At 72.8% G+C, this 19,133-nt stretch carries 19 protein-coding genes; 12 read left to right on the top strand and 7 right to left on the bottom strand.

Annotated elements, in window-relative coordinates:
- Positions 1 to 27 precede the first annotated feature (27 nt).
- Both LO762_RS27845 and LO762_RS27840 read left to right on the top strand, forming a co-directional pair.
- Positions 28 to 549: a MaoC family dehydratase N-terminal domain-containing protein gene (locus LO762_RS27845; protein ID WP_230619090.1), complete on the top strand. Its 522-nt coding sequence runs from the start codon at positions 28 to 30 to the stop codon at positions 547 to 549.
- A gap of 17 nt (positions 550 to 566) precedes the next feature.
- Positions 567 to 995, top strand: coding sequence for a MaoC/PaaZ C-terminal domain-containing protein (locus LO762_RS27840; RefSeq protein ID WP_230619089.1), 429 nt, complete (start codon positions 567 to 569; stop codon positions 993 to 995).
- A 107-nt stretch (positions 996 to 1,102) separates the two neighbouring features.
- Here the strand turns inward: LO762_RS27840 and LO762_RS27835 are convergent, their stop codons facing one another.
- The 5 genes from LO762_RS27835 to LO762_RS27815 all read right to left on the bottom strand — a co-directional run bounded on the left by LO762_RS27835 (position 1,103) and on the right by LO762_RS27815 (position 5,901).
- On the bottom strand, positions 1,103 to 2,035 hold the full coding sequence (locus tag LO762_RS27835; RefSeq protein WP_230619088.1) for a VOC family protein: 933 nt from the start codon (positions 2,033 to 2,035) through the stop codon (positions 1,103 to 1,105).
- Positions 2,032 to 2,379 carry a hypothetical protein gene (locus tag LO762_RS27830; RefSeq protein WP_230619087.1) on the bottom strand — a complete coding sequence of 116 codons (348 nt, stop codon included), beginning with the start codon at positions 2,377 to 2,379 and terminating at the stop codon, positions 2,032 to 2,034. Before LO762_RS27830 ends, LO762_RS27835 begins: the two co-directional genes overlap by 4 nt.
- Before the next feature lie 26 nt (positions 2,380 to 2,405).
- A complete protein-coding gene (locus LO762_RS27825) occupies positions 2,406 to 3,824 on the bottom strand; it encodes a carboxyl transferase domain-containing protein (protein ID WP_230619086.1) in 1,419 nt (472 codons plus the stop codon).
- A complete protein-coding gene (locus LO762_RS27820; protein ID WP_230619084.1) occupies positions 3,814 to 4,668 on the bottom strand; it encodes a 3-hydroxyacyl-CoA dehydrogenase family protein in 855 nt (284 codons plus the stop codon). Before LO762_RS27820 ends, LO762_RS27825 begins: the two co-directional genes overlap by 11 nt.
- Positions 4,669 to 4,737: 69 nt before the next feature.
- A complete protein-coding gene (locus LO762_RS27815) occupies positions 4,738 to 5,901 on the bottom strand; it encodes a thiolase family protein (protein WP_230619083.1) in 1,164 nt (387 codons plus the stop codon).
- Between the two features lie 215 nt (positions 5,902 to 6,116).
- On the opposite strand from LO762_RS27815, the gene LO762_RS27810 reads away from it, so the two are divergent.
- Positions 6,117 to 7,121: a LacI family DNA-binding transcriptional regulator gene (locus tag LO762_RS27810; RefSeq protein WP_230619081.1), complete on the top strand. Its 1,005-nt coding sequence runs from the start codon at positions 6,117 to 6,119 to the stop codon at positions 7,119 to 7,121.
- Between the two features lie 217 nt (positions 7,122 to 7,338).
- The gene (locus tag LO762_RS33230; protein ID WP_304523710.1) at positions 7,339 to 8,166 is read left to right on the top strand and encodes a hypothetical protein; all 828 of its coding nucleotides are present in this window, start codon (positions 7,339 to 7,341) and stop codon (positions 8,164 to 8,166) included.
- 10 nt (positions 8,167 to 8,176) lie between these two features.
- On the opposite strand, the gene LO762_RS27800 is transcribed toward LO762_RS33230, so the two are convergent.
- Both LO762_RS27800 and LO762_RS27795 read right to left on the bottom strand, forming a co-directional pair.
- Positions 8,177 to 8,974, bottom strand: a complete 798-nt coding sequence (locus tag LO762_RS27800) for an enoyl-CoA hydratase/isomerase family protein (RefSeq protein ID WP_230619079.1) — start codon at positions 8,972 to 8,974, stop codon at positions 8,177 to 8,179.
- An 87-nt stretch (positions 8,975 to 9,061) separates the two neighbouring features.
- A complete protein-coding gene (locus LO762_RS27795; protein ID WP_230619077.1) occupies positions 9,062 to 9,457 on the bottom strand; it encodes a helix-turn-helix transcriptional regulator in 396 nt (131 codons plus the stop codon).
- Between the two features lie 259 nt (positions 9,458 to 9,716).
- Here LO762_RS27795 and LO762_RS27790 point away from each other — a divergent pair, with 259 nt between their 5' ends.
- The 8 genes from LO762_RS27790 (at position 9,717) to LO762_RS27755 (ending at position 19,096) form a co-directional block, all read left to right on the top strand.
- Complete coding sequence (locus tag LO762_RS27790) at positions 9,717 to 10,850, top strand: acyl-CoA dehydrogenase family protein (protein ID WP_230619076.1); 1,134 nt, start codon at positions 9,717 to 9,719, stop codon at positions 10,848 to 10,850.
- Positions 10,851 to 10,865: 15 nt separating this feature from the next.
- The gene (locus LO762_RS27785) at positions 10,866 to 12,101 is read left to right on the top strand and encodes an acyl-CoA dehydrogenase family protein (RefSeq protein ID WP_230619074.1); all 1,236 of its coding nucleotides are present in this window, start codon (positions 10,866 to 10,868) and stop codon (positions 12,099 to 12,101) included.
- Between the two features lie 12 nt (positions 12,102 to 12,113).
- Positions 12,114 to 13,613 carry a class I adenylate-forming enzyme family protein gene (locus LO762_RS27780; protein ID WP_230619072.1) on the top strand — a complete coding sequence of 500 codons (1,500 nt, stop codon included), beginning with the start codon at positions 12,114 to 12,116 and terminating at the stop codon, positions 13,611 to 13,613.
- Between the two features lie 84 nt (positions 13,614 to 13,697).
- Positions 13,698 to 14,465, top strand: coding sequence for an SDR family NAD(P)-dependent oxidoreductase (locus tag LO762_RS27775; RefSeq protein WP_230619070.1), 768 nt, complete (start codon positions 13,698 to 13,700; stop codon positions 14,463 to 14,465).
- Positions 14,466 to 14,737: 272 nt separating this feature from the next.
- A complete protein-coding gene (locus tag LO762_RS27770) occupies positions 14,738 to 15,958 on the top strand; it encodes a CaiB/BaiF CoA-transferase family protein (protein WP_230619068.1) in 1,221 nt (406 codons plus the stop codon).
- Complete coding sequence (locus tag LO762_RS27765; protein ID WP_230619066.1) at positions 15,955 to 16,788, top strand: NAD(P)-dependent oxidoreductase; 834 nt, start codon at positions 15,955 to 15,957, stop codon at positions 16,786 to 16,788. The genes LO762_RS27770 and LO762_RS27765 overlap by 4 nt, the downstream gene beginning before the upstream one ends.
- Complete coding sequence (locus LO762_RS27760; RefSeq protein ID WP_230619065.1) at positions 16,785 to 17,633, top strand: NAD(P)-dependent oxidoreductase; 849 nt, start codon at positions 16,785 to 16,787, stop codon at positions 17,631 to 17,633. The genes LO762_RS27765 and LO762_RS27760 overlap by 4 nt, the downstream gene beginning before the upstream one ends.
- Positions 17,630 to 19,096 carry an aldehyde dehydrogenase family protein gene (locus tag LO762_RS27755; RefSeq protein WP_230619064.1) on the top strand — a complete coding sequence of 489 codons (1,467 nt, stop codon included), beginning with the start codon at positions 17,630 to 17,632 and terminating at the stop codon, positions 19,094 to 19,096. Before LO762_RS27760 ends, LO762_RS27755 begins: the two co-directional genes overlap by 4 nt.
- Positions 19,097 to 19,133: the final 37 nt, after the last annotated feature.

Raw genomic sequence — 19,133 nt, 5'->3', positions numbered from 1 at the left:
CTTCCCCGAGTGAAAGGGACCGCGCCCATGGGCGGACCCGGCCTCATCAGGCCCGACATGCTGGAGATCGTCGGCCGCCCCTACCGGCGGCAGACCTCCTACCCGATCGACGCGTCCGCGATCCGGCGCTGGGCGGCGGCCGTCCGCTTCCCGGCGGCGCCGCCCGCGCGCTACACCGACCTCCGCGCGACGGACGACCTGACCGCCCCACCGGATTTCAACCCCTTCGCCTGGGGATGTGCCGAGGAGTCCGGTACCGGCGCCGAGATCGAGCTCGACGCCTCCTACCGCAGCTCCGGCGCGATGGAGCACACCCTGGGCGTGGCCCCGCCGGCCCTGAGACGCGCCCTGAACGGCGGCGTCGCCTCGTCCTACACCGGGGTGCCGATGCGCGTCGGCGACGTCATCACGGCCGAATCAGCGATCGCGGGCTACACCGAGCGGGCGGGCAGGCTCGGCCCGATGCTCCTGACCGACGTCGTCACGACCTGGACCAACCAGGACGGCGACGAGGTCAAGTCCCACCGCATGACCCTCATCCGCTACTGACCCCGGGAGCCCCCTCGATGACGACGACAGCCCCCCACCCGGAAGCCTTCGCCGAAGGCGCGCGGCTCGCCCCCTACGTCCGGACGGCGGGCCTGGAGGCGTGGAACCGCTACGCCGCCGTGAACGACGAGTTCGTCGGCATCCACATGGACGACGAGGCGGGCAGGGCGGCCGGCTACCCCGGCGCGATCGGCATGGGGAACCTCATCTGGGCCTGGCTGCACGCCATGCTCGAAGACCTGCTCCCCGAGGGCGGCCGGGTGACGCGTCTGGAATGCCGCTTCCGCGTGCCCGCCCTCAAGTCCGACGAGATCACCTGCTCCGGCGTCGTCACGGCCCGCGACCACGGCGCGGACGGCTCCACCGCCGTGACGCTCGACGTCTGGGCCGACCGCCACACCGGCGACCGCCTCGTCACCGGCACCGCCCACCTCCTCCTGCCCTGACCCGCGCCCGCGCGTGAACGAAGCACGGCCCTCGCGTACGTCCGCGAGGGCCGACGGCATGACGGCGGCCCCCAGCCGGGCGAGGCTGGGGGCCGCGTGGGGGAGGGTCAGGCGTTCGGGGGCAGTTCCAGGTCTTCGGTGGTGAAGTACATGGGGGCGCCGTAGGTGTCGGCCGGGTCGGTGACGAGCAGGGCAGGCCGGCTGCGGGTGGTGCGGACGGCGTTGCGGTTCAGCCAGGACTCGGCGGAGTCGAGGTCGGCCACCTTGAAGCGCAGGCTGTAGATCATGTTGCCCCAGCGCGCGACGTGCCGGGCCAGGTCGGTGTCCTGGTCGACCGGCTCGACGAGCTGGAGCAGGCAGTCGCCCAGCCGGAGGATCTCGGACTTGGCCCCCAGGTCGGTGTCGAAGCCCGCCCTGACGGGGACGGCCTGCATCGTGTCGGCGTAGATCTTGACGGCCGACTCCAGGTCGCGCACCCCCAGCGTGACGCAGGAGAAGCGCTCCAGGGTGAGCGGGTGGAACCGCCACATCCGCTCCAGCGACGACCACGTCTCCAGGTTGCGCGGATCGCCCTGCATGTCCATCCTGCACAGCTCGACCATGAGCCCCGCCGTGTCGCGCGGGCTGGGGAAGACGTAGGCGGTCTCCGGATCGAACTCCTCGACCCTGCCGCCTCCGGGCTTGCCGATGTACACACCGGCGTCCAGGAGGCGTTCCGCGAGGCCGACGAGGTCGTCCACCTTGTAGCCGACCGAGTGCAGGTGCCTTCCGAACTTCGTGAAGAACTTGCCTACGGGGAGCTTCGGATTGACCGGCTTGTTCGGCGACATCGTCTCGACACAGAGGTCGCCGACCATGAGGAGCGTCGCGTGACGGTCCTCCCAGGACAGGTAGTTGGGCTCGTCCACGCCCATGAAGACGAACCCGCCGAAGACCCGCTCGTACCATTCACGGAGTTCCTGCGCGTCGTCGGACATGTGCACGACATGGATCATCTGGCCGACGCCGAAGTCGCCGGTCCTCCTCGGCTGCTGCTTCACGGCGCGTCTCCTTCGGCCGACTCGGCGACGGCCCACTGGATCACGGGCGGTCGGTCGGCGAGGTCCAGCGCGGGCGACAGCGCCATGCCGCCGCCCCGGAGCGCCGCGGTGAGCCGGGCCGAGGCGTCGGCGACGTCCCCGTCGGGGATCTCGTACACGGTGACGAACCGGGGCTCCCCGGCGCTCTCCTCGACCTCCTCAACAATCCGGTAGCGCACGACACGGTCGATCGCGGGGATCGCGGCGCGCACGTCGGGGATGTGGACCTTGTCGTACCACTCGGTCAGTTCCTCGGTGCGTCCCGGCACCGGGCTGCTGAACGCGAGCAGGGCTGCTCTGGCCACTGGTGTGTCCTTTCTGGGTGGGGTGGTCAGTGGGTGGTCACGGCGGCCGCCGTCGCGGCGTCCGGCCTGCCGTCGCGGCTGCCGGGGCGCGCGTGCGCCAGCGCGGCGGCGACGGCGGCGCGCACCGCGGCGGCGTCCTCGGGCAGCACCGCGTCCGCGACGCCGAGCCGCAGCAGGTCGCGCGGGGTGATCCGCAGCGCGCGGGTGAGTTCGGGGGCGCGGCCGGAGTCCCGGTACAGCACGGCGGCGCCCGCCTCCGGCCCGATGACGGAGAAGGCCGCGCCGTCCAGGACGAGCAGCCGGTCGGTGTGCGCGAGCGCGATGGCGCCGCCGCTGCCGCCCTCCCCGACGACGAGGCAGACGCTCGGCGACGGCAGTTCGGCGAGCGCCAGCAGCGTCCTGGCGATCTCCCCGGCGACGCCGTGCGCCTCGGAGTCGGGCCGGGGGTCGGCGCCGGGCGTGTCCACGAGGGTGAGCACGGGCAGCCCGAGCCGTCCCGCGAGCCCGACGGCGCGCTGGGCGAGCCGGAAGGCGGCGGGTCCGGGCGCGCCGGGGGTGCGTCCGGCGAAGCGGTCCATCGTGATGACGACGACCCGTCGCCCGGCCAAGGCGGCGACCCCGGCCCGGATCGCAGGGTCGGCGCCGCCTATCTCCACCCAGGAGTCGGTGAGCCACGCCGCCCACTCCAGCCCGGACGGACGGCGGGAACCGCGCGCGCGCAACAGGTGCTCGTAGGGGTCGGGACGCGCCGGGCTCGGATCAGGCGTGGAGGGCCGTCCCGGCGGAGGCACGAGACGGTAGCCGTCCGCCGCCCCTACGGCTGCCGCGAGCCAGTCCCAGCACCGCTCGGGAGGCACGATCGCGTCGATGGTCCCGTGGCGGAGCGCCGACTCGGCGGTGTGCGACGACGGCGGCGGGTAGGCCCCGGTGACCTCGGCGACGACCCGTGGCCCGCCGAACCCGATGGTCGCGTCCGGCTGGGCGGCCCGCAGGTCGGCGAGGGAGGCGAACGAGGCGAACACCCCGCCCGTCGTGGGCGAGCGCAGGTAGGCGGCCGAGCGCAGGCCCGCCGCCGCGTGCCGGGCCGCCGCCGAGACGGTGCGCGGCATCTGCAGCAGGGAGATCATCCCCTCCTGGAGCCGCGCCCCGCCCGTCGACACCGTCTGCGCGACGGGGAGCCCTGCCGCGCGCGCACGGTCGAACGCCCTGACGATCCGCACCCCCGCGACGGCGCCCATGGTGCCGCCCGAGCGCCGGAAGTCGCAGTCGATCCACACCGCCGGGGCGCCGCGCAGGTCGATCAGCGCGGTGCGCACGGACTCGTCGGACGCCTCGGGCACCGCGTAGCCGGGGAAGCCGAGCACGTCGGCGGAGCGCAGGTCGTCGTCCCAGCACTCCCGCACCTCGACGCCGGGCGGGGCGGGGGAGAGCGCGTCAGCCGTCATAGGTGTAGAAGCCCCGCCCGGTCTTGCGGCCCAGCCAGCCGAGCCGCACGTACTGCTTCAGGAGGGGCGGCGGGAAGTAGCGCGGATCCCTGTACTCCTCGTACATCGAGGCGGCCATGTCGTGCACGATGTCGAGGCCGATGAGGTCGCTCAGCCGGAACGGCCCCATCCGGTGGTTGAAGCCGAGTGTGATGACGGCGTCGATGGACTCCATGTCGGCCACGCCGCGCTCGAACGCCCTGATGGCGTCCAAGAGGTAGGGGACGATAAGCAGGTTCCCCACAAAGCCCGGCACGTCGTTGACGAGGACCGGCGACTTGCCGAGGCTCTCGGCGAACGCCGTAAGCGCGTCGATGCAGGGCTGTTCGGTGACGGGCGTCCGGATCACCTCGATCAGCCGCATCGCGGGCACCGGGTTGAAGAAGTGCAGCCCGACCACCTGCGACGGGCGTGACGTCGCGGCGGCGAGCACAACGAGCGGGATGGTCGAGGTGTTGGACGCGATGAGGGTGTCGGGGCCGACCAGCCGGTCGATCTCCGCGAGCAGGCCGCGCTTCAGCTCGACGTCCTCGTACACCGCCTCGACGACGAGGTCGGCCTTGGTGATCTCGGTGAGGTCGGTCGTGAGGGTGTAGGCGGTGCGCGCGTGCGCGGCCTGTTGGGCGGTGATCCGGCCGCGCGCGGCGGCGTCGTCGAGGCCGGCGTCGATCCGCGCGCGCGCCGCCGCGACCCCGGCCTCGGACGCCTCGACGCCGACGACGTCGAGCCCGTGCTGGGCGGCGAGCTGGACGATGCCGCCGCCCATGGTGCCGCAGCCGACGACCGCGATCTTGCTGATGTTCATGCTGGAAGTACCTCGGCGGGTGAGCAGGGCGCCGCCCGGATCGCGTCCGGGCGGCCGGGTGGTTCGCGGTCAGGGCACCTGGACGACGAGGGCGCCGCCCTGGCCGCCGCCCGCGCACAGGGTGGCCAGGCCGGTGCCGCCGCCCCTGCGGCGCAGCTCGTGCACCAGCGTGGTGACCATGCGGGCGCCGGTCGCGGCGATCGGGTGGCCGAGGCTGCATCCGCTGCCGTACACGTTCACCCTGTCCTCCGCGATGCCGAGGACCTTGCAGGCCGCGACGGGTACCGACGCGAACGCCTCGTTGATCTCCCACAGGTCGATGTCAGCGACGGAGAGCCCTGTCTTGGCGAGGATCTTGGTGGCCGCGTCGATCGCGCCGACGCCCGTGTACTTCGGATCGACGCCGACCGACGTCCACGCCAGGATCGTCGCGAGCGGGGTGATGCCCTCTGCGGCGGCGAGGTCGTCGGCGAGGACGGCGAGGGCGGCCGCGCCGTCGTTGGTGCCGCACGCGTTCCCGGCGGTGATCGAGTAGCCCTCGATGTCGGGGCGCAGCGGCTTGAGCGCGGCCATCTTCTCCAGGGTGGTGGTCGCCCTGGGGTGCTCGTCGGCGGCGAACTCCACGACGGAGCCGTCCGGGAGCGTCACCTTGATCGGGGCGATCTCGTCGGTGAACAGGCCGACCGCCGTCGCGGTGACGGCCCGCTGGTGCGAGCGCAGCGCCCAGGCGTCCATCTCCGCGCGGGTCAGCCCGTACTTCTGAGCGACGTTCCAGCCTACGGTCAGGTCGGTGAAGTCGTTGGCGTCCTCGGTGTAGGGGAACGTCGGCGGGGTACGGCGCTCGGGGGAGTGCGGCTCCGGCCAGGAGAGCGCGGGGCCGAGCGACGACGAGTTCACGCCGCCCGCCACGACGGCGCGCTCCGATCCGGCCCGGATACCGGCGGCCGCCATGCCGAGCGCGGTCAGGCCGCTCGCGCAGTGCCGGTTCACCGCGACGCCCGGCACGTGCGCCATGCCCGCCGCGACGGCCGCGTGTCGGGCGAGGTCGCCGCCGCCGTAGAGCGTCTCGCCGAAGATGACGTCGTCGAACCGCTCGGGCGCCAGGCCCGACCTGCGGACCGCCTCGCGCAGCACGTGCACCGCGAGGTCCTCGGCGGGGGTCGCGGCGAGCGTGCCCTTTCTGGCGGTTCCGACGGGGGTGCGGACCGCACTGACGATCACGGCTTCGGGCACGGGGCCACCTCACAGTCCTTCGCTTCGGCTGGTGTGCCGCCGGGCGCGGCGCCGCCCGGCGACGTTCGCACCTTAACCGATATTTCTAAATTCGTAAATGTATCGATCGAGTTGGGTCGGCCGTGGCCGTACCGATGCGCGCCGTGGCCGCCCTCTGCCGTACGGTGGTGACGAGCGTTTTGACCTTCTCGGGAGACCATGTGCCAGGGCAGCCGGTGAACGAGGAGCCGGCCGTCCCCACGCGGACGCGCCCGGCCACCAGCGTGGACGTCGCCCGCCTCGCCGGCGTGTCCAGGGCGACCGTCAGCCACGTGCTGAACAACCAGGTCGAACGGTTCAGCGCCGACACCGTCGAACGGGTCCGCAGGGCGGCGCTCGCCCTCGGCTACGTGCGCTCGGCGGCGGGCCGCGCGCTCGTCATGGGCCGCAGCGACTTCATCGTGCTCGTCGTCCCGTACACGACGTTCACGAACCTCCAGAACGTGGTGGAGGTGCTGTCCGGCGAGATCGAGAAAGTGGGGCTCAGCCCCGTCGTGCACTTCAGCGTGTCGCGGGCGGAGAACGCCACGTCCAAGCGGCTCCAGCACCTGGTCGAGACGCTCCGGCCCGCCGGCGTTGTGGATCTCGGCGGCCTGTCCGGCCGGGACATCGAGTTCCTCGCCGAGGTCGGCTGCCCGCTCGTCGCCGAGCACGAGAAGCCCGACTTCAACACGGCCATCGGCGAACTCCAGGCCCGGCACCTGCACGGCAGGGGCCACGGACGGCTCGCCTACGCGTTCCTCTCCGACGAGCGTGACGACCCCTACGGGCAGATGCGCGCGGACGCCGTCACGGCCTACTGCGAGCAGGAGGGCCTGCCCGCGCCGCTGTACGTCAGGGTGCCTCTGGAGCGCTCCGGCGCACGCAAGGTGCTGGAGGAGATGCTGCCGCGCACCGGCACGCCCCTCGGTGTGGCCTGCTACAACGACCTCGTGGCGATCGCCCTTGGTGAGGCCGCCAAGACGCTCGGCCTAGCCGTGCCGTCGGATTTCGCCGTCATCGGCGTCGAGTACGCGCCCGTGGGCCAGGTGATCTCCCCGCGCCTCACCACGGTGGCCGCCGACGTGCCCGTCTCGCTGGGCCACATCATCCAGGCGCTCGCCAAGGGCTACGGCGGCGCCGAGATCCGCCGCGCCACACCCGAGGAAGCCTTCCGGATCGTCCAGGGCGAAACCACCTGATTCCGCTTGTTCCACCGCATGCTTGCGCGACATGGGAGGTGACGCGTGTCAGCTCGCTCGGGGCAGGGCGCCCGGAAAAGGCCGAGGTGGTGGGGGTTTTGCGTTTGTGGAAGCGTTGACACGTGTCACCAGAGGTTCATAGGGTGAGCAGCGTCGACGGAGGAGCTGCTTTGCGGGCCACCCACCCGCGAGGCCGTGCTGGCGAGGAGGCTGGCCGATGGCGCTGGACGGACATGTCGATGTGGTGGTCGTCGGCTTCGGCGTGGCGGGCGCCGCGGCCGCCCTCGCGGCGGCGCACGCCGGCGCGCGCGTGCTGGTGCTGGACGGCGCCCCGCTCGCCGAACCGTGGCTGCACGCGCCCCGTGCCGTCCGGGCGGCGGTGCTGCTGCGGTCCGGGCTCCGGGCCGCCGTGCGCGAGGCGGGCGTGGACATCCGCGCCCAGCACCGGGCACACGAGCTCGTCGTCGCGGCGGGCGAGGTGTGCGGGCTCGGCTACGCGGCACTGCCCCGCCGCTCGGCCGCGACGGTCGGGCACCGGTGGCTGCACGGCCTCGGGAAGGTCGCGCCCGCGCTCGGCAGGGCCGCCGACGCGGTCTGGGCGGCGCGCTTCGACGTCGGCGAACTCGCCTGCTCGTCGGTGGTGCTCGCCGTGGACGCCCGGCACTGGGAGTTCGTCGGGCCCGCCACCTGGACGGCGGCGCGCGGCAGGCTCGGCGAGGAACACGAGACGCCCAAACGCGCCCGCTGGGCCGAACGCGACGCGGGCGCGGACACCCCCGAACTCGCCGTCCGCCGCTGGTGCGCCGACCGCGACACGGTGCCCGTCACGCGCCAGCCCGCCCTTGCCGTCGACGAGGAGACCGGCGCCGTGCTCATGGGCGGCCGCCCCGCCGTCCCCGGCCTCTACGCCGCGCACGCCCCGCACCGTGCCGACGCCGCCCCGCCGGACGCGCACGCCGTCATGGCCGCCGGACGCCGCGCGGCCCTCAGCGCCGTCAGCGAGATCGACGCCCGCCACGGCCCCGGCATCCGCGCCGTCGGCTGACGGGCTCCGGCTAGCGGCCGCGGAAGCGGGGCGGGCGGTTCTCGCGGAAGGCGGCGATGCCCTCGTGCAGATCGGAGGTGGTCATCGTGACGGGTTGGGCGAGCGCCTCCCACTGGAGCGAGGCTTCCAGCCCGGCGGCGGACTGCTCCAGGCCCGTCTTGGTGAGGCGCAGCGCGATCGGGGCGGCCTCGGCGATCCGGGCCGCCGACTCCAGCGCGGCGGCCAGCGCGTCGTCGGCGACGCCCGTCACCAGGCCCCAGTCGAGCGCCTGGCCGGGTTCCACCTCGCGGCCGGTGAAGAGCATCTCGCGGGCGCGGGTGACGCCGATCGCCTCGGGAAGCAGCCACGTCGAAGCCATGCCGCCGTGGGTGCCCCGGAAGATGAACGGGGTGCTGAAGCGCGCGGTGCGCGACGCGTAACGCAGGTCGCAGGCGAGCGTCAGGCAGACCCCCGCGCCTACGGCGGGCCCGTTGACGGCGGCGATCACCGGGAACGGCAGGGCGCGCGGCCGCAGCCAGCTCCGGTAGAACGGGAGCATCCGGTCGCGCAGCCGGTCGATGGTGACGTCGTCGGCGGAACCCTGGTCGAGCCAGGAGAGGTCGGCGCCGGAACAGAACGAGCTGCCCGCGCCGGTGACCACCAGCACCCGGGTCTCGCGGTCGGCGGCGACGGCGTCGATCGCGGTGTCCCAGGCCGCGGTCATCTCCGCGGTCATCGCGTTGCGCACGCCGGGCCGGTTCAGGGTCACGAGGCGGACCCCCGGCCCCGGTTCGGTGAGCACCACCGCGTCGCTGGAGGCGGCCGCCATGAACGGATCCCTTCTGTCGTCAGGCCCGACACGCTACAGCGGCGCCGGGCCCGCGCGGGACCCGACGGGGCGCGCCGCCGCGCGGGGCTACCAGGTGAGCAGGCCGGAGGAGGTGTCGGTGTCCCCGGCCGCGGCGGCGAGGCGCGGCTCTTCGGCGGGCGGCGCGGCGGGCCGCTCGGGTGCCGCGCTCTCCACCAGGCGCGGGCCGGGCGCGAGCTTCCACAGCTCGTCGATCACGCCGCGCAGCACGTCGCGGCGCAGCGTGTAGAAGTAGTTGCGGCCGCGCTTGTGCACCTCGATCAGCCCCGCCTGGGTGAGGATCTTGGTGTGGTAGGAGATCGTGGTCTTGGAGACGGGCAGCGTGTCTTCCAGGACGCTGCAGGCGAACTCCTCCTCCTGCGCGATCTGCTGGACGATGTTCCACCGGATCGGGTCGCTCAGCGCCTTCAGCACCTCGGTGGCGGCGACGGACTCGCGCGGCATGACGGCCCCTCCTCTCGACCGGGTCGACGGGTCGGTACGTCAGGTATTGACGTTTCGAGTATTCGGCAACCATGAACTTATCCCACCCCGAAAGCATACGACCTTCGCCTTCGGCGTGACCCGTCCCACAGCCCGGGGCCTCCTGGGACGGGGGTTCGTGGCCTGCGGTCCGGTTAATACTTCGATACATTGACAAGTGTAGTCCACTCGTGTTCAGTAAGGGACGTTTCCCCCTTCCCAGCGCATGAGAGGAGTCTCGATGGAGCTGGAGCTCTCGTCGGATCAGAAGCTCTTCCAGACCTCGGCCAGAAGGCTCCTCGAAAAGGAGTACCCCCTCGACCGCGTCCGCGGCCTCAAGGACGGTGAGCCCCGCTGGAGCCGCGACTGGTGGCGGCAGGGTGCCGAACTCGGCTGGGCCGCCACGATCGTGCCGGAGGAGCTCGGCGGTGGCAGCGTCTCCGGCGAGGGCGTGCGGGACCTCGTCCTGCTCGCCGAGGAGCTCGGTACGGGCGTCGGCCCCGGCCCGCTGCTGCCGGTGAACGTGGTGCTCGCCGGGCTCGTCGAGGCGCACGGCACCGGCTCCGACCACACGGACACGATCGAGGCGCTCGTCGCGGGCGAGCGCGTCGCGACGTGGGCGGTGTACGAGCCGGGCGGCGAGTGGAACCCGCTCACGCCGTCCCTCAGCGCCTCCCGTGACGGCGACGGCTACCTCCTCGACGGCGTCAAGGACCGCGTCCAGGACGCCGACCAGGCAGACCTCCTGCTCGTCACCGCGGCCACCCCGGACGGGCCGGCCCAGTTCCTCGTCCCGGCCGGGACGCCGGGCGTCACGGCCGCGCCGCAGTGGTCGCTGGACCTCTCCCGCACCTTCAACGAGGTCACCTTCACCGGGGTCCGGGTCGGCCCGGACACGCTCGTAGGCGAGCCGGGCGCTACCGGGCCCGTCGAGAGGCAGCTCCAGATAGCCGCGATCGTCCAGTGCGCGGAGGTCTGCGCGGTGCTGGAGCGGGCCTTCGCCATGACGGTCCAGTGGGGGTTCGACAGGTACTCCTTCGGCCGTCCGCTCGCCTCCTACCAGGCGCTCAAGCACCGGTTCGCCGACATGCGGACGTGGCTGGAGGCGTGCCACGCCACCACCCAGGCGGCGGCCGCAGCCGTCCAGGAGAGGGCACCGGAGGCGGCGACGCTGGTGTCGGTCGCCAAGGCGTTCGTGGGGGAGAGGTCGCTGCTGATCCTCCAGGACTGCGTGCAGATCCACGGAGGCATCGGCGTCACCTGGGAGCACGACCTACACCTGTTCCTCCGCCGCGCCACCCTCGACCAGGCGCTCTACGGCACCCCCGAGGACCACCGGCTGCGCCTCGCCGACCTCGCCACCCCCGACCTGTAAGGGCTGATCACGCACATGACCGAGACCGAGAGCGTCGAGTCCTTCCGCCTGCGGGCCCGTGCCTGGCTCGCCGTGAACATGCCGCGCCTTGCGGACGTGCCTCCGCCCGCGTCGGACGAGGACGACATCGGCGAGTGGCTGCGCGCGCGCGAGCTCCAGAAGAAGCTGTACGACGGCGGCTTCGCCGGGATCTGCTTCCCCACGGAGTACGGCGGCCTCGGCCTGACGCCCGCGCACCAGCGCGCGTTCACCGACGAGAGCGACGGCTACGAGATGCCGCTCCCGCTCAACCTGCCGACGTTCGCCATCTGCGCGCCGACGATCCTGGACGCGGGCACCGAGGACCAGAAGCGCGACCGGATAGGCGCGGCCATCCGGGGCGACGAGGTGCTCTGCCAGTTCCTCTCCGAGCCCAGCGGCGGATCCGACCTCGCGGGGCTCATCACCCGCGCCGACCGTGACGGCGACACCTGGGTCCTCAACGGAGCCAAGACATGGAGCACGTCCGCCTACGCGGCGGACTGGGCGCTGTGCCTCGCACGCACCAACTGGGACGTGCCCAAGCACCACGGCCTGACGATGTTCCTCATGCCGACCAAAGCACCGGGCGTCACCATGAACCGGGTACGGATGGTGAACGGGTCGCTGGAGTTCTGCGAGGAGTTCTTCGACGACGTCGTGTTGCCCGCCTCGGCCGTCGTCGGTGAGGTGGACGGCGGCTGGGCCGTCGCGTCACGGCAGCTCTTCCACGAGCGCAACGCGATGGGCGGCGGCTCCCCTTACGTCAGCGGGAAGCGCGGCCACGGCGGCATGTCGCACGTCGGCCCGGCCGCCGTCGCGGCGGCGCTGCGGCGGAGCGGCGACCCTCGGGTGCGCGAGCTGGTCGGGCGCGGCATCGCCCTGGAGACGGTCGCGCGGCAGACGTCGGCGCGGGTCACCCGGGCGATCGCGTCCGGCGCGCTGCCGCCCACCGCCGCCTCCCTGTTGCGGCTGTTGCACGCTGAGGTCTCCCAGCTCAACGACGATCTCTCGCTGAAGATCGCGGGATCGAGCGCGGGCTTTGGAAACGCGGAAACACCGGGCGTCACCGGGAAGGCGGGCGTCGGCTTCCTCATGCGGCAGGGCGGCAGCCTCGGCGGCGGCAGCACCGAGATGTCGCGGAACGTCATCAGTGAACGGCTGCTCGGCATGCCCAGGGAGGCCGCGCTGGACCGCGACGTCCCGTTCAAGCAGGTCAAGCGCGGACGCTAGGGGAGACGACCGATGAACCTCGCGCTGATCCTCGACATGGTCGCCGACGGCCTGGCCGACCGCGTCCTCGTCGGCCACCCCGAGACCGGGCTTACGGGCGCCGCCCTGCGCGCGCGGGCGCGGGCCGGGGCGGCCCGGATCGCGGCCTCGGGCGCTGACCGGCTCGTCTACCTCGGCCCGAACGGGCCCGCCTTCCCCGTCGCGCTCTTCGCGGCGAGCCTCGCGGGTGTGCCGTTCCTGCCGGTGAACTACCGGCTCGGCGCCGAGCAGCTCGCCGACGTCATGGCGCGCCAGGCCGCGCCGCTCGTCGTCACCGACGCGCCCGAGCGGGTGCCGGGCGCGGCCACGCTGGGCGTCGCGGAGTTCCTGGCGCTGCCCGAGCCCGCGCACACCGCCGAGTCCGCCGTGTTCGCCGCCCCCGAGTCGGTCGCGGTGCTGCTCATGACCAGCGGGACGACGGCGGCGCCCAAGAGCGCCGTGCTGCGCCACCAGAACCTCACCGCCTATCTGTTCGGCTCCGTCGAGTTCGCCTCGGTGCCCGAGGACGACGCGACCCTCGTGAGCGTGCCGCCGTACCACATCGCCGCCGTCGCCAACGCGCTGTCCAACCTCTACAGCGGAAGGCGGATCGTCTACCTCGACCGCTTCACGCCGGACGGATGGCTGGACACCGTGGCGGAACAGAAGGTGACGCACGCGATGGTGGTGCCGACGATGCTCGCCAGGATCGTCGCGGAGCTGCGGGCGCGGGACGCCCAGGGGCCGTCCTGCCTGCGCTCGCTGTCCTACGGCGGCGCGAAGGTGGCCCCGGAAGTGGTCGAGGACGCGCTCGCGCTCTTCCCCGGCACAGGGTTCGTCAACGCCTACGGGCTCACCGAGACGGCCTCGTCCATCGCGGTCCTCGGGCCCGACGACCACAGGACGGCCGTCGCCTCCACCGACCCGGCCGTGCGCGCGCGGCTCGGCTCGGTGGGGCGGGCGCTGCCCTCGGTCGAGATCGAGGTGTGGGACGAGGACGGGAAGCCGTGCCCGCCCGGCGTCGTCGGCGACATCGTGGTGCGCGGCCCGCAGGTCTCCGGCGAGTACCTGGAGGCGGGCAGCAGGGTCGGCGCGGACGGCTGGTTCCCCACCCGCGACCGCGGCTACCTGGACGCCGACGGCTACCTCCACGTCCGGGGCCGGGCCGACGACACCATCATCAGGGGCGGCGAGAACATCGCGCCCGCAGAGATCGAGGACGTGCTGAGCGGCCATCCGGCGGTGCGTGAGGCGGTCGTCGCAGGGGTGCCCGACCTGGAGTGGGGCCAGCAGATCGCCGCGTTCGTCATCGTCCGGGACGGCGCGGAGGTCGCCGCCGACGAGCTGCGCGCCTGGGTCAGGGAGCGCCTGCGCGGCTCGAAGACCCCGGCTTACGTCGAGTTCGTCCGCGAGTTCCCCACCAACCCGACCGGCAAGATCGTCCGCCGTGACCTGGTGGCCCTCGTCCACCCCGACACCCCTGTGCCGACCTGAGCCGGGGCCGTCAGGGGGAGTGATTCTGGGCGGCGCCGGAAGGGCGTCGCGGTTCGGGCGGGAGCCCGGGAAGAGGAGGAAGCGATGCGGCTTGACGGAGCGTCGGCGCTGGTGGTCGGCGGGGCGGGCGGGTTCGGTGAGGCGACGGTCAGGAGGCTCGTGGGGGAGGGGGTGAGGGTGCTGGTGGCCGACCTGGCCGAGGACAAGGGAAAGGCGCTGGAAGCCGATCTGGGCGACGCCGTGCGGTTCCTGGCGACGGACGTCACCAGCACCGAGTCCGTCGCGGCGGCGGTCGGGGCGGCCCAGGAGTTGGGCACGCTGCGGGTCGTCGTCATCGTGCACGGCGGCCCGGCGGCCGGACGGCGCATGGTGAACCGGAACGGCGAGTTCTACCCGCTTGAGGTGTTCCGGCGGACCACGGACATCTTCCTCGGCGGCACCTACAACGTGCTCAGCCAGGCCGCCGCCGCGATGACGCGGAACGAGCCCCTCGAATCCGGCCAGCGCGGCGTCGTCGTCATGACGGCGTCGATCGCGGGCTTCGAGTCCCAGGTCGGGCAGACCGACTACGCGGCGGCCAAGGGCGGCGTCATCAGCCTGACCCTCGCCGCCGCCCGCGACCTCGCGCCGACCGGTGTGCGGGTCGTGACGATCGCGCCCGGCACGTTCTTCACCCCGGCGTTCCGGATGGCCGAGGAGGAGGCACAGGCCAGGTGGGGCCCCGGCGTGCCCAACCCGAAGCGGATGGGCCACGTGGACGAGTACGCCCGCCTCGCCCTGCACATCGTGGACAACGACTACCTGAACGGCGAGGTGATCCGCGTCGACGGCGCCGTCCGCTTCAACGTCTGACCGCTCGCCCGCGCGAGCTCCCGCACACCCGTCCAGGGCGTCCCGCCGACGCCCCGGGCGGGTGTGCGCGTTCCAACAGTTCGACTGTCTTCGAAATATCCGGCAAGACAACGTCAATGAGGTCTTGCTCACTAAATAGTTCGATGTATATGGTTCTATCGAACTGAGGGGCGCCGAACGCACCAGCGTCCGCCCCTCCACTCCGATTCCGCAGTCCGCGCCGGGCCCCCACCGGCGTGGGGAAGCCGAGGTCTCTTCCTGTGTTCCTACCGATGCAAGGCGTCCGCGTCCTCGAGGTCGCCCAGTTCACGTTCGTGCCGTCGGCGGGCGCCGTCCTGGCCGACTGGGGCGCCGACGTCATCAAGATCGAGCACGCGGAGAAGGGCGACGCCCAGCGCGGCCTGGTCAAGGTCTTCGGCCAGAGCGTCGTGGACGACAGCTCCACCTTCGCGCCGATCATGGACGGGCCGAACCGCGGCAAGCGCAGTCTCGGCCTCGCCCTGGAGAAGCCCGAGGCGAAGGCGATCCTGGCGGAGCTGATCCGCTCCGCCGACGTCTTCCTCACCAACTTCCTGCCGAACGCCAGGATCAGGCTCGGCATCGACATCGACGACGTGCGCGCGATCAACCCCGAGATCGTCTACGCGTCCGGCACCAGCTTCGCGCACAGCGGCCCGGAGGCCGACAGCGGCGGCTACGACGGCACCGCCTTCTGGGCCCGCGCGGGCAACGCCGACAGCTCCACCCCGCCCGGCTACGACAGGGTGATCTCCCAGCCCGGCGGCGCGTTCGGCGACAACATCGGCGGCATGACGATCGCGGGCGGCATCGCCGCCGCGCTGTTCGCCAGGGGCCGTGGCCAGGGCGCGCCGACCGTGGACATCTCGCTGCTCGGCGTCGGCGCCTGGGCCAACCAGCTCAACGTCAACATGGCGCTGCTGGCCGGGAAGCCGCTGCCCAAGTACGACCCGCGCCAGGCGCAGGCGGTGCCCAACCCGCTGTCCAACAACTACCTGACCGCCGACGGCCGCTGGCTCAGCCTGATCATGCTCCAGCCGGGCCGCTACTGGGCCGACTTCTGCGAGAAGGTCGGCCACCCCGAGCTGGCCACGGACGAGCGGTTCGACACGGCGCAGAAGCTCACCGCCAACTCCGCCGAGGCCGTCGAGATCATCAAGGAGATCATCGGGCGGCGGTCCAAGGACGCGTGGGTCAAGGCGTTCGCCGAGATGGAAGGCCAGTGGTCGGTCGTCCAGAACAACCACGAGGTCGGCAACGACCCGGCGCTGCACGCGGTCGGCCAGATCGCCGACGTGGTGGACGCCGAAGGCAGGCTCCGCAAGCTCGTTGCCAGCCCCGTCCAGTTCGACCGTGAGCCGATCACGCTGAAGCGGGCCCCGCAGTTCGCCGAGCACACCGACGAGATCCTCCGCGAGCTGGGCGTCACCGATGAGGAACTGATCAACCTGAAGATCGCGGGTGCCGTCACATGAGCACCGCCCCGATCGGAAAAGTGGGCTTCATCGGCCTGGGCAGCCAGGGCGCGCCGATGGCCCGCCGGATCATCGACGCCGGGTTCCGCACCACCCTGTGGGCCCGCCGCCCCGCCACCCTCGACCCCTTCGCCGGGACGTCCGCCGCGCTCGCGTCCGCGCCCGCCGAACTCGGCGCGGCCAGCGACCTGGCCTGCGTGTGCGTCCTGGACGACGCGGGCGTCGAAGAGGTCGTCTCCGGCCCTCAGGGCCTCCTGGAGGGCATGCGGCCCGGCTCGGTGATCGCCGTGCACAGCACGGTCCACCCCGACACCTGCGCGTCCCTGGCAGCCCGCGCGGCCGAGCGCGGCGTGCGTCTCGTGGACGCCCCGGTGAGCGGCGGCGGACCGGCCGCCGAGCAGGGCACCCTGCTCGTCCTGGTCGGTGGCGACACCGCGACGGCCGAACGCTGCCGCCCCGTGTTCGCCGCCTACGGCGAGCCCGTGCACCTCGGGCCTGTCGGCGCGGGACAGCGCGCCAAGCTCATCAACAACCTGCTTCTGGCCGCCAACCTGGGCGTCGCCGAAAGCGCGTTCGCCCTGGCCCGCGACCTGGGCGTCGATCCGGAACAGCTCGCCGTCGTGCTGGCGCGCGGCTCGGGCTCCAGCTTCGCCACCGGCATGATGGGCAGGTCCGGCTTTGTGCTCGGCCCGATGGGCGACAAGGCGGGCCCGCTGCTCCGCAAGGACGTCCGCATCGCCGCCGAGCTGGCCGAAGCCACGGGCGCCGAGGCCGGATCGGTCTTCGACGCCGCCGACGCGGCCCTCGCCTCGATGGGGTGCGCCCGATGAGGCTCGGGTTCGTGGGCGCCGGACGGATGGGCGGCCAGATGGTCCGGCGGCTGCTCGCCGCCGGGCACGAGGTGACCGTCCTGGAGGCATCCGAGGCGGCCCGCGCCGAACTGGCCGAAGCGGGCGCGCGGACCACCGCCGACGTCGCCGACCTCGCGCCCGCCGCGATCGTCGGGATCTGCGTGCACACCGACGCGCAGGTGCGGGCGGCCTGCCTGGACGGCGGCCTCCTCGACACCATGGCCGAGGGCTCCGCTCTCGTCGTGCACACCACGTGCAGCCCCCGCACCGTCGAACTGCTCGGGAGCTACGCCCGCAAACGCGGCATCGCGGTCGTGGACGCCGCGATCAGCGGCGGTCCGCACGACGTCGCGGCGGGCCGGATCACCCTGCTCGTCGGCGGCGCGGACGAGCACGTCGAGCGGGTCAGGCCGTTCCTCGCCGCGTACGGCGACCCGATCCTCCACCTCGGCGGACTCGGCGACGGCCAGCGGATCAAGCTCCTCAACAACGCGGTGTTCGCCGCCAACATCGGCGTCGTCGGCCAGGCCGTCGCCGTCGCGCGACGGCTCGGCGTCTCCGAGACGGCGCTGCTCACCGCGCTGGAGCACGGCAGCGGCGGCAGCCGGGCCCTGGCCGGGATCGCCGGACGCGGCTCCGTCGCCGGGTTCGCCTCCGCCGTCGCGGAGTTCCTCGGCAAGGACCTCACCGTCGTCCGGGAGACCGCCGCCGACCTCGGCGCCGACCTGGGCGCGCTGACCGCCGCCCACGACGTCCTCGCGCACCTGCTCTGGCCGGACCGCGCCCCCACCCCACCCCACCTGAACCCCGGGAGCCCGCAGTGAACAGACTCGGCGAGCGCATGCTCATCGGCGGCGACCTCGTCTCCGCCGGACGCGGCGGCGCCTTCGACAACGTCAACCCGGCCACCGAGGAGGTCGTCGGCGCCGCCCCCGAGGCCGACGCCACCGACGTCGAACGCGCCATCGGCGCCGCCCGCCGCGCCTTCGACACCACCGACTGGTCCACCAACACCGAGCTGCGCCGCCGCTGCCTCGTCCAGCTCCGGGACGCGCTGCGCGCCAACGTCGAGGAGCTGCGGGCGGGCCTCGTCGCCGAGACCGGCACACCGGTCCGGCTGACGGGCGGCGTCGCGCTGGAGGACGCCATCGGCTACCTCGACCACTACATCGGCCTGCTGGAGACGTACGAGTTCGAACGCAGGCTGCCGACCAAGACGATCGGCGGCGCGCCCACCGAACGCGTCGTGCGGCGCGAGGCGGCCGGGGTCATCGCCGCGATCACCCCGTGGAACTACCCGTTCTACCTGAACATCTGCAAGGTCGGCGCCGCCCTCGCGGCGGGCTGCACCGTCGTCCTCAAGCCCGCGCCCGACTCGCCGTGGAGCGCGCTCGCGCTCGGCGAGATCGCCGCCGCGCACACCGACCTCCCGGCCGGGGTGCTCAACGTCGTCACCACCTCCGACAACCGGATCGCCGGGCTGCTCACCGCACACCCCGACGTGGACGGCGTGACGCTCACCGGCTCCACCCTGACCGGCCGCAAGGTGATGGCCGCAGCCGCCGACACCATCAAGCGCGTCACCCTGGAGCTGGGCGGCAAGTCCGCCGCCGTGCTGCTGGAGGACGCCGACTTCATGGCGGCGATCCCCATGCTGGCGGGCTCGATCTGCGCGCACGCGGGGCAGGGCTGCACCCAGCTCACCCGGATGCTCGTGCCACGCACCCGCCTGGACGAGGCGCTCGCCTACGCCAAGGGCACCATGGAGCGCATCCCCTGGGGCGACCCCACCGACCCGGCCAACCTCATGGGCCCCGTCATCAACGCGCGGCAGCGGGACAGCATCCTGCGCTACTACGAGTCCGCCGGACGCGACGGAAGGATCGTGTTCGGAGGCAAGCCCACCGAGAGGTTCTCGCGCGGGTACTACGTGGAGCCGACCCTCATCACGGACGTCGACCCCAAGGCGTCCGTCGCCCAGGAGGAGATCTTCGGCCCCGCCCTCGTCGTGCTGCCCTACGACGACGAGGAGGACGCGGTCCGGATCGCCGACGACACCCCCTACGGCCTGTCCGCCGCCGTCTACGGCGCCGACGTGGACCGCGCGATGTCCGTCGCCCGCCGGTTCCGCACCGGGACCGTCGGCGTCAACGGCGCGATGTGGTTCGACGTCGAGTCGCCCTTCGGCGGCTACAAGCAGAGCGGGATAGGCCGCGAATGGGGCACCGAGGGCCTTGAGGACTTCCTTGAGGTCAAGACGATCGCCTTCCCCCCGGCCGTGGGCTGACCCCGGCCGCACCACCCCACCCAGGAAGAAGAGAGGT

Source organism: Actinocorallia sp. API 0066, assembly GCF_020991275.1.
Lineage (GTDB): Bacteria > Actinomycetota > Actinomycetes > Streptosporangiales > Streptosporangiaceae > Actinocorallia.
This window is presented reverse-complemented; position numbering and strand designations above follow the sequence as displayed.

Excerpts from the sequence above, each read along its gene's own strand:
- LO762_RS27780 (WP_230619072.1), top strand. The coding sequence starts at position 12,114 with ATGAACCTCGCGCTGATCCTCGACATGGTCGCCGACGGCCTGGCCGAC.
- LO762_RS27765 (WP_230619066.1), top strand. The coding sequence starts at position 15,955 with ATGAGCACCGCCCCGATCGGAAAAGTGGGCTTCATCGGCCTGGGCAGC.
- LO762_RS27785 (WP_230619074.1), top strand. The coding sequence starts at position 10,866 with ATGACCGAGACCGAGAGCGTCGAGTCCTTCCGCCTGCGGGCCCGTGCC.
- LO762_RS27760 (WP_230619065.1), top strand. The coding sequence starts at position 16,785 with ATGAGGCTCGGGTTCGTGGGCGCCGGACGGATGGGCGGCCAGATGGTC.
- LO762_RS27795 (WP_230619077.1), bottom strand. The coding sequence starts at position 9,457 with ATGCCGCGCGAGTCCGTCGCCGCCACCGAGGTGCTGAAGGCGCTGAGC.
- LO762_RS27775 (WP_230619070.1), top strand. The coding sequence starts at position 13,698 with ATGCGGCTTGACGGAGCGTCGGCGCTGGTGGTCGGCGGGGCGGGCGGG.
- LO762_RS27840 (WP_230619089.1), top strand. The coding sequence starts at position 567 with ATGACGACGACAGCCCCCCACCCGGAAGCCTTCGCCGAAGGCGCGCGG.
- LO762_RS27845 (WP_230619090.1), top strand. The coding sequence starts at position 28 with ATGGGCGGACCCGGCCTCATCAGGCCCGACATGCTGGAGATCGTCGGC.
- LO762_RS27770 (WP_230619068.1), top strand. The coding sequence starts at position 14,738 with ATGCAAGGCGTCCGCGTCCTCGAGGTCGCCCAGTTCACGTTCGTGCCG.
- LO762_RS27825 (WP_230619086.1), bottom strand. The coding sequence starts at position 3,824 with ATGACGGCTGACGCGCTCTCCCCCGCCCCGCCCGGCGTCGAGGTGCGG.
- LO762_RS27820 (WP_230619084.1), bottom strand. The coding sequence starts at position 4,668 with ATGAACATCAGCAAGATCGCGGTCGTCGGCTGCGGCACCATGGGCGGC.
- LO762_RS33230 (WP_304523710.1), top strand. The coding sequence starts at position 7,339 with ATGGCGCTGGACGGACATGTCGATGTGGTGGTCGTCGGCTTCGGCGTG.
- LO762_RS27800 (WP_230619079.1), bottom strand. The coding sequence starts at position 8,974 with ATGGCGGCCGCCTCCAGCGACGCGGTGGTGCTCACCGAACCGGGGCCG.
- LO762_RS27790 (WP_230619076.1), top strand. The coding sequence starts at position 9,717 with ATGGAGCTGGAGCTCTCGTCGGATCAGAAGCTCTTCCAGACCTCGGCC.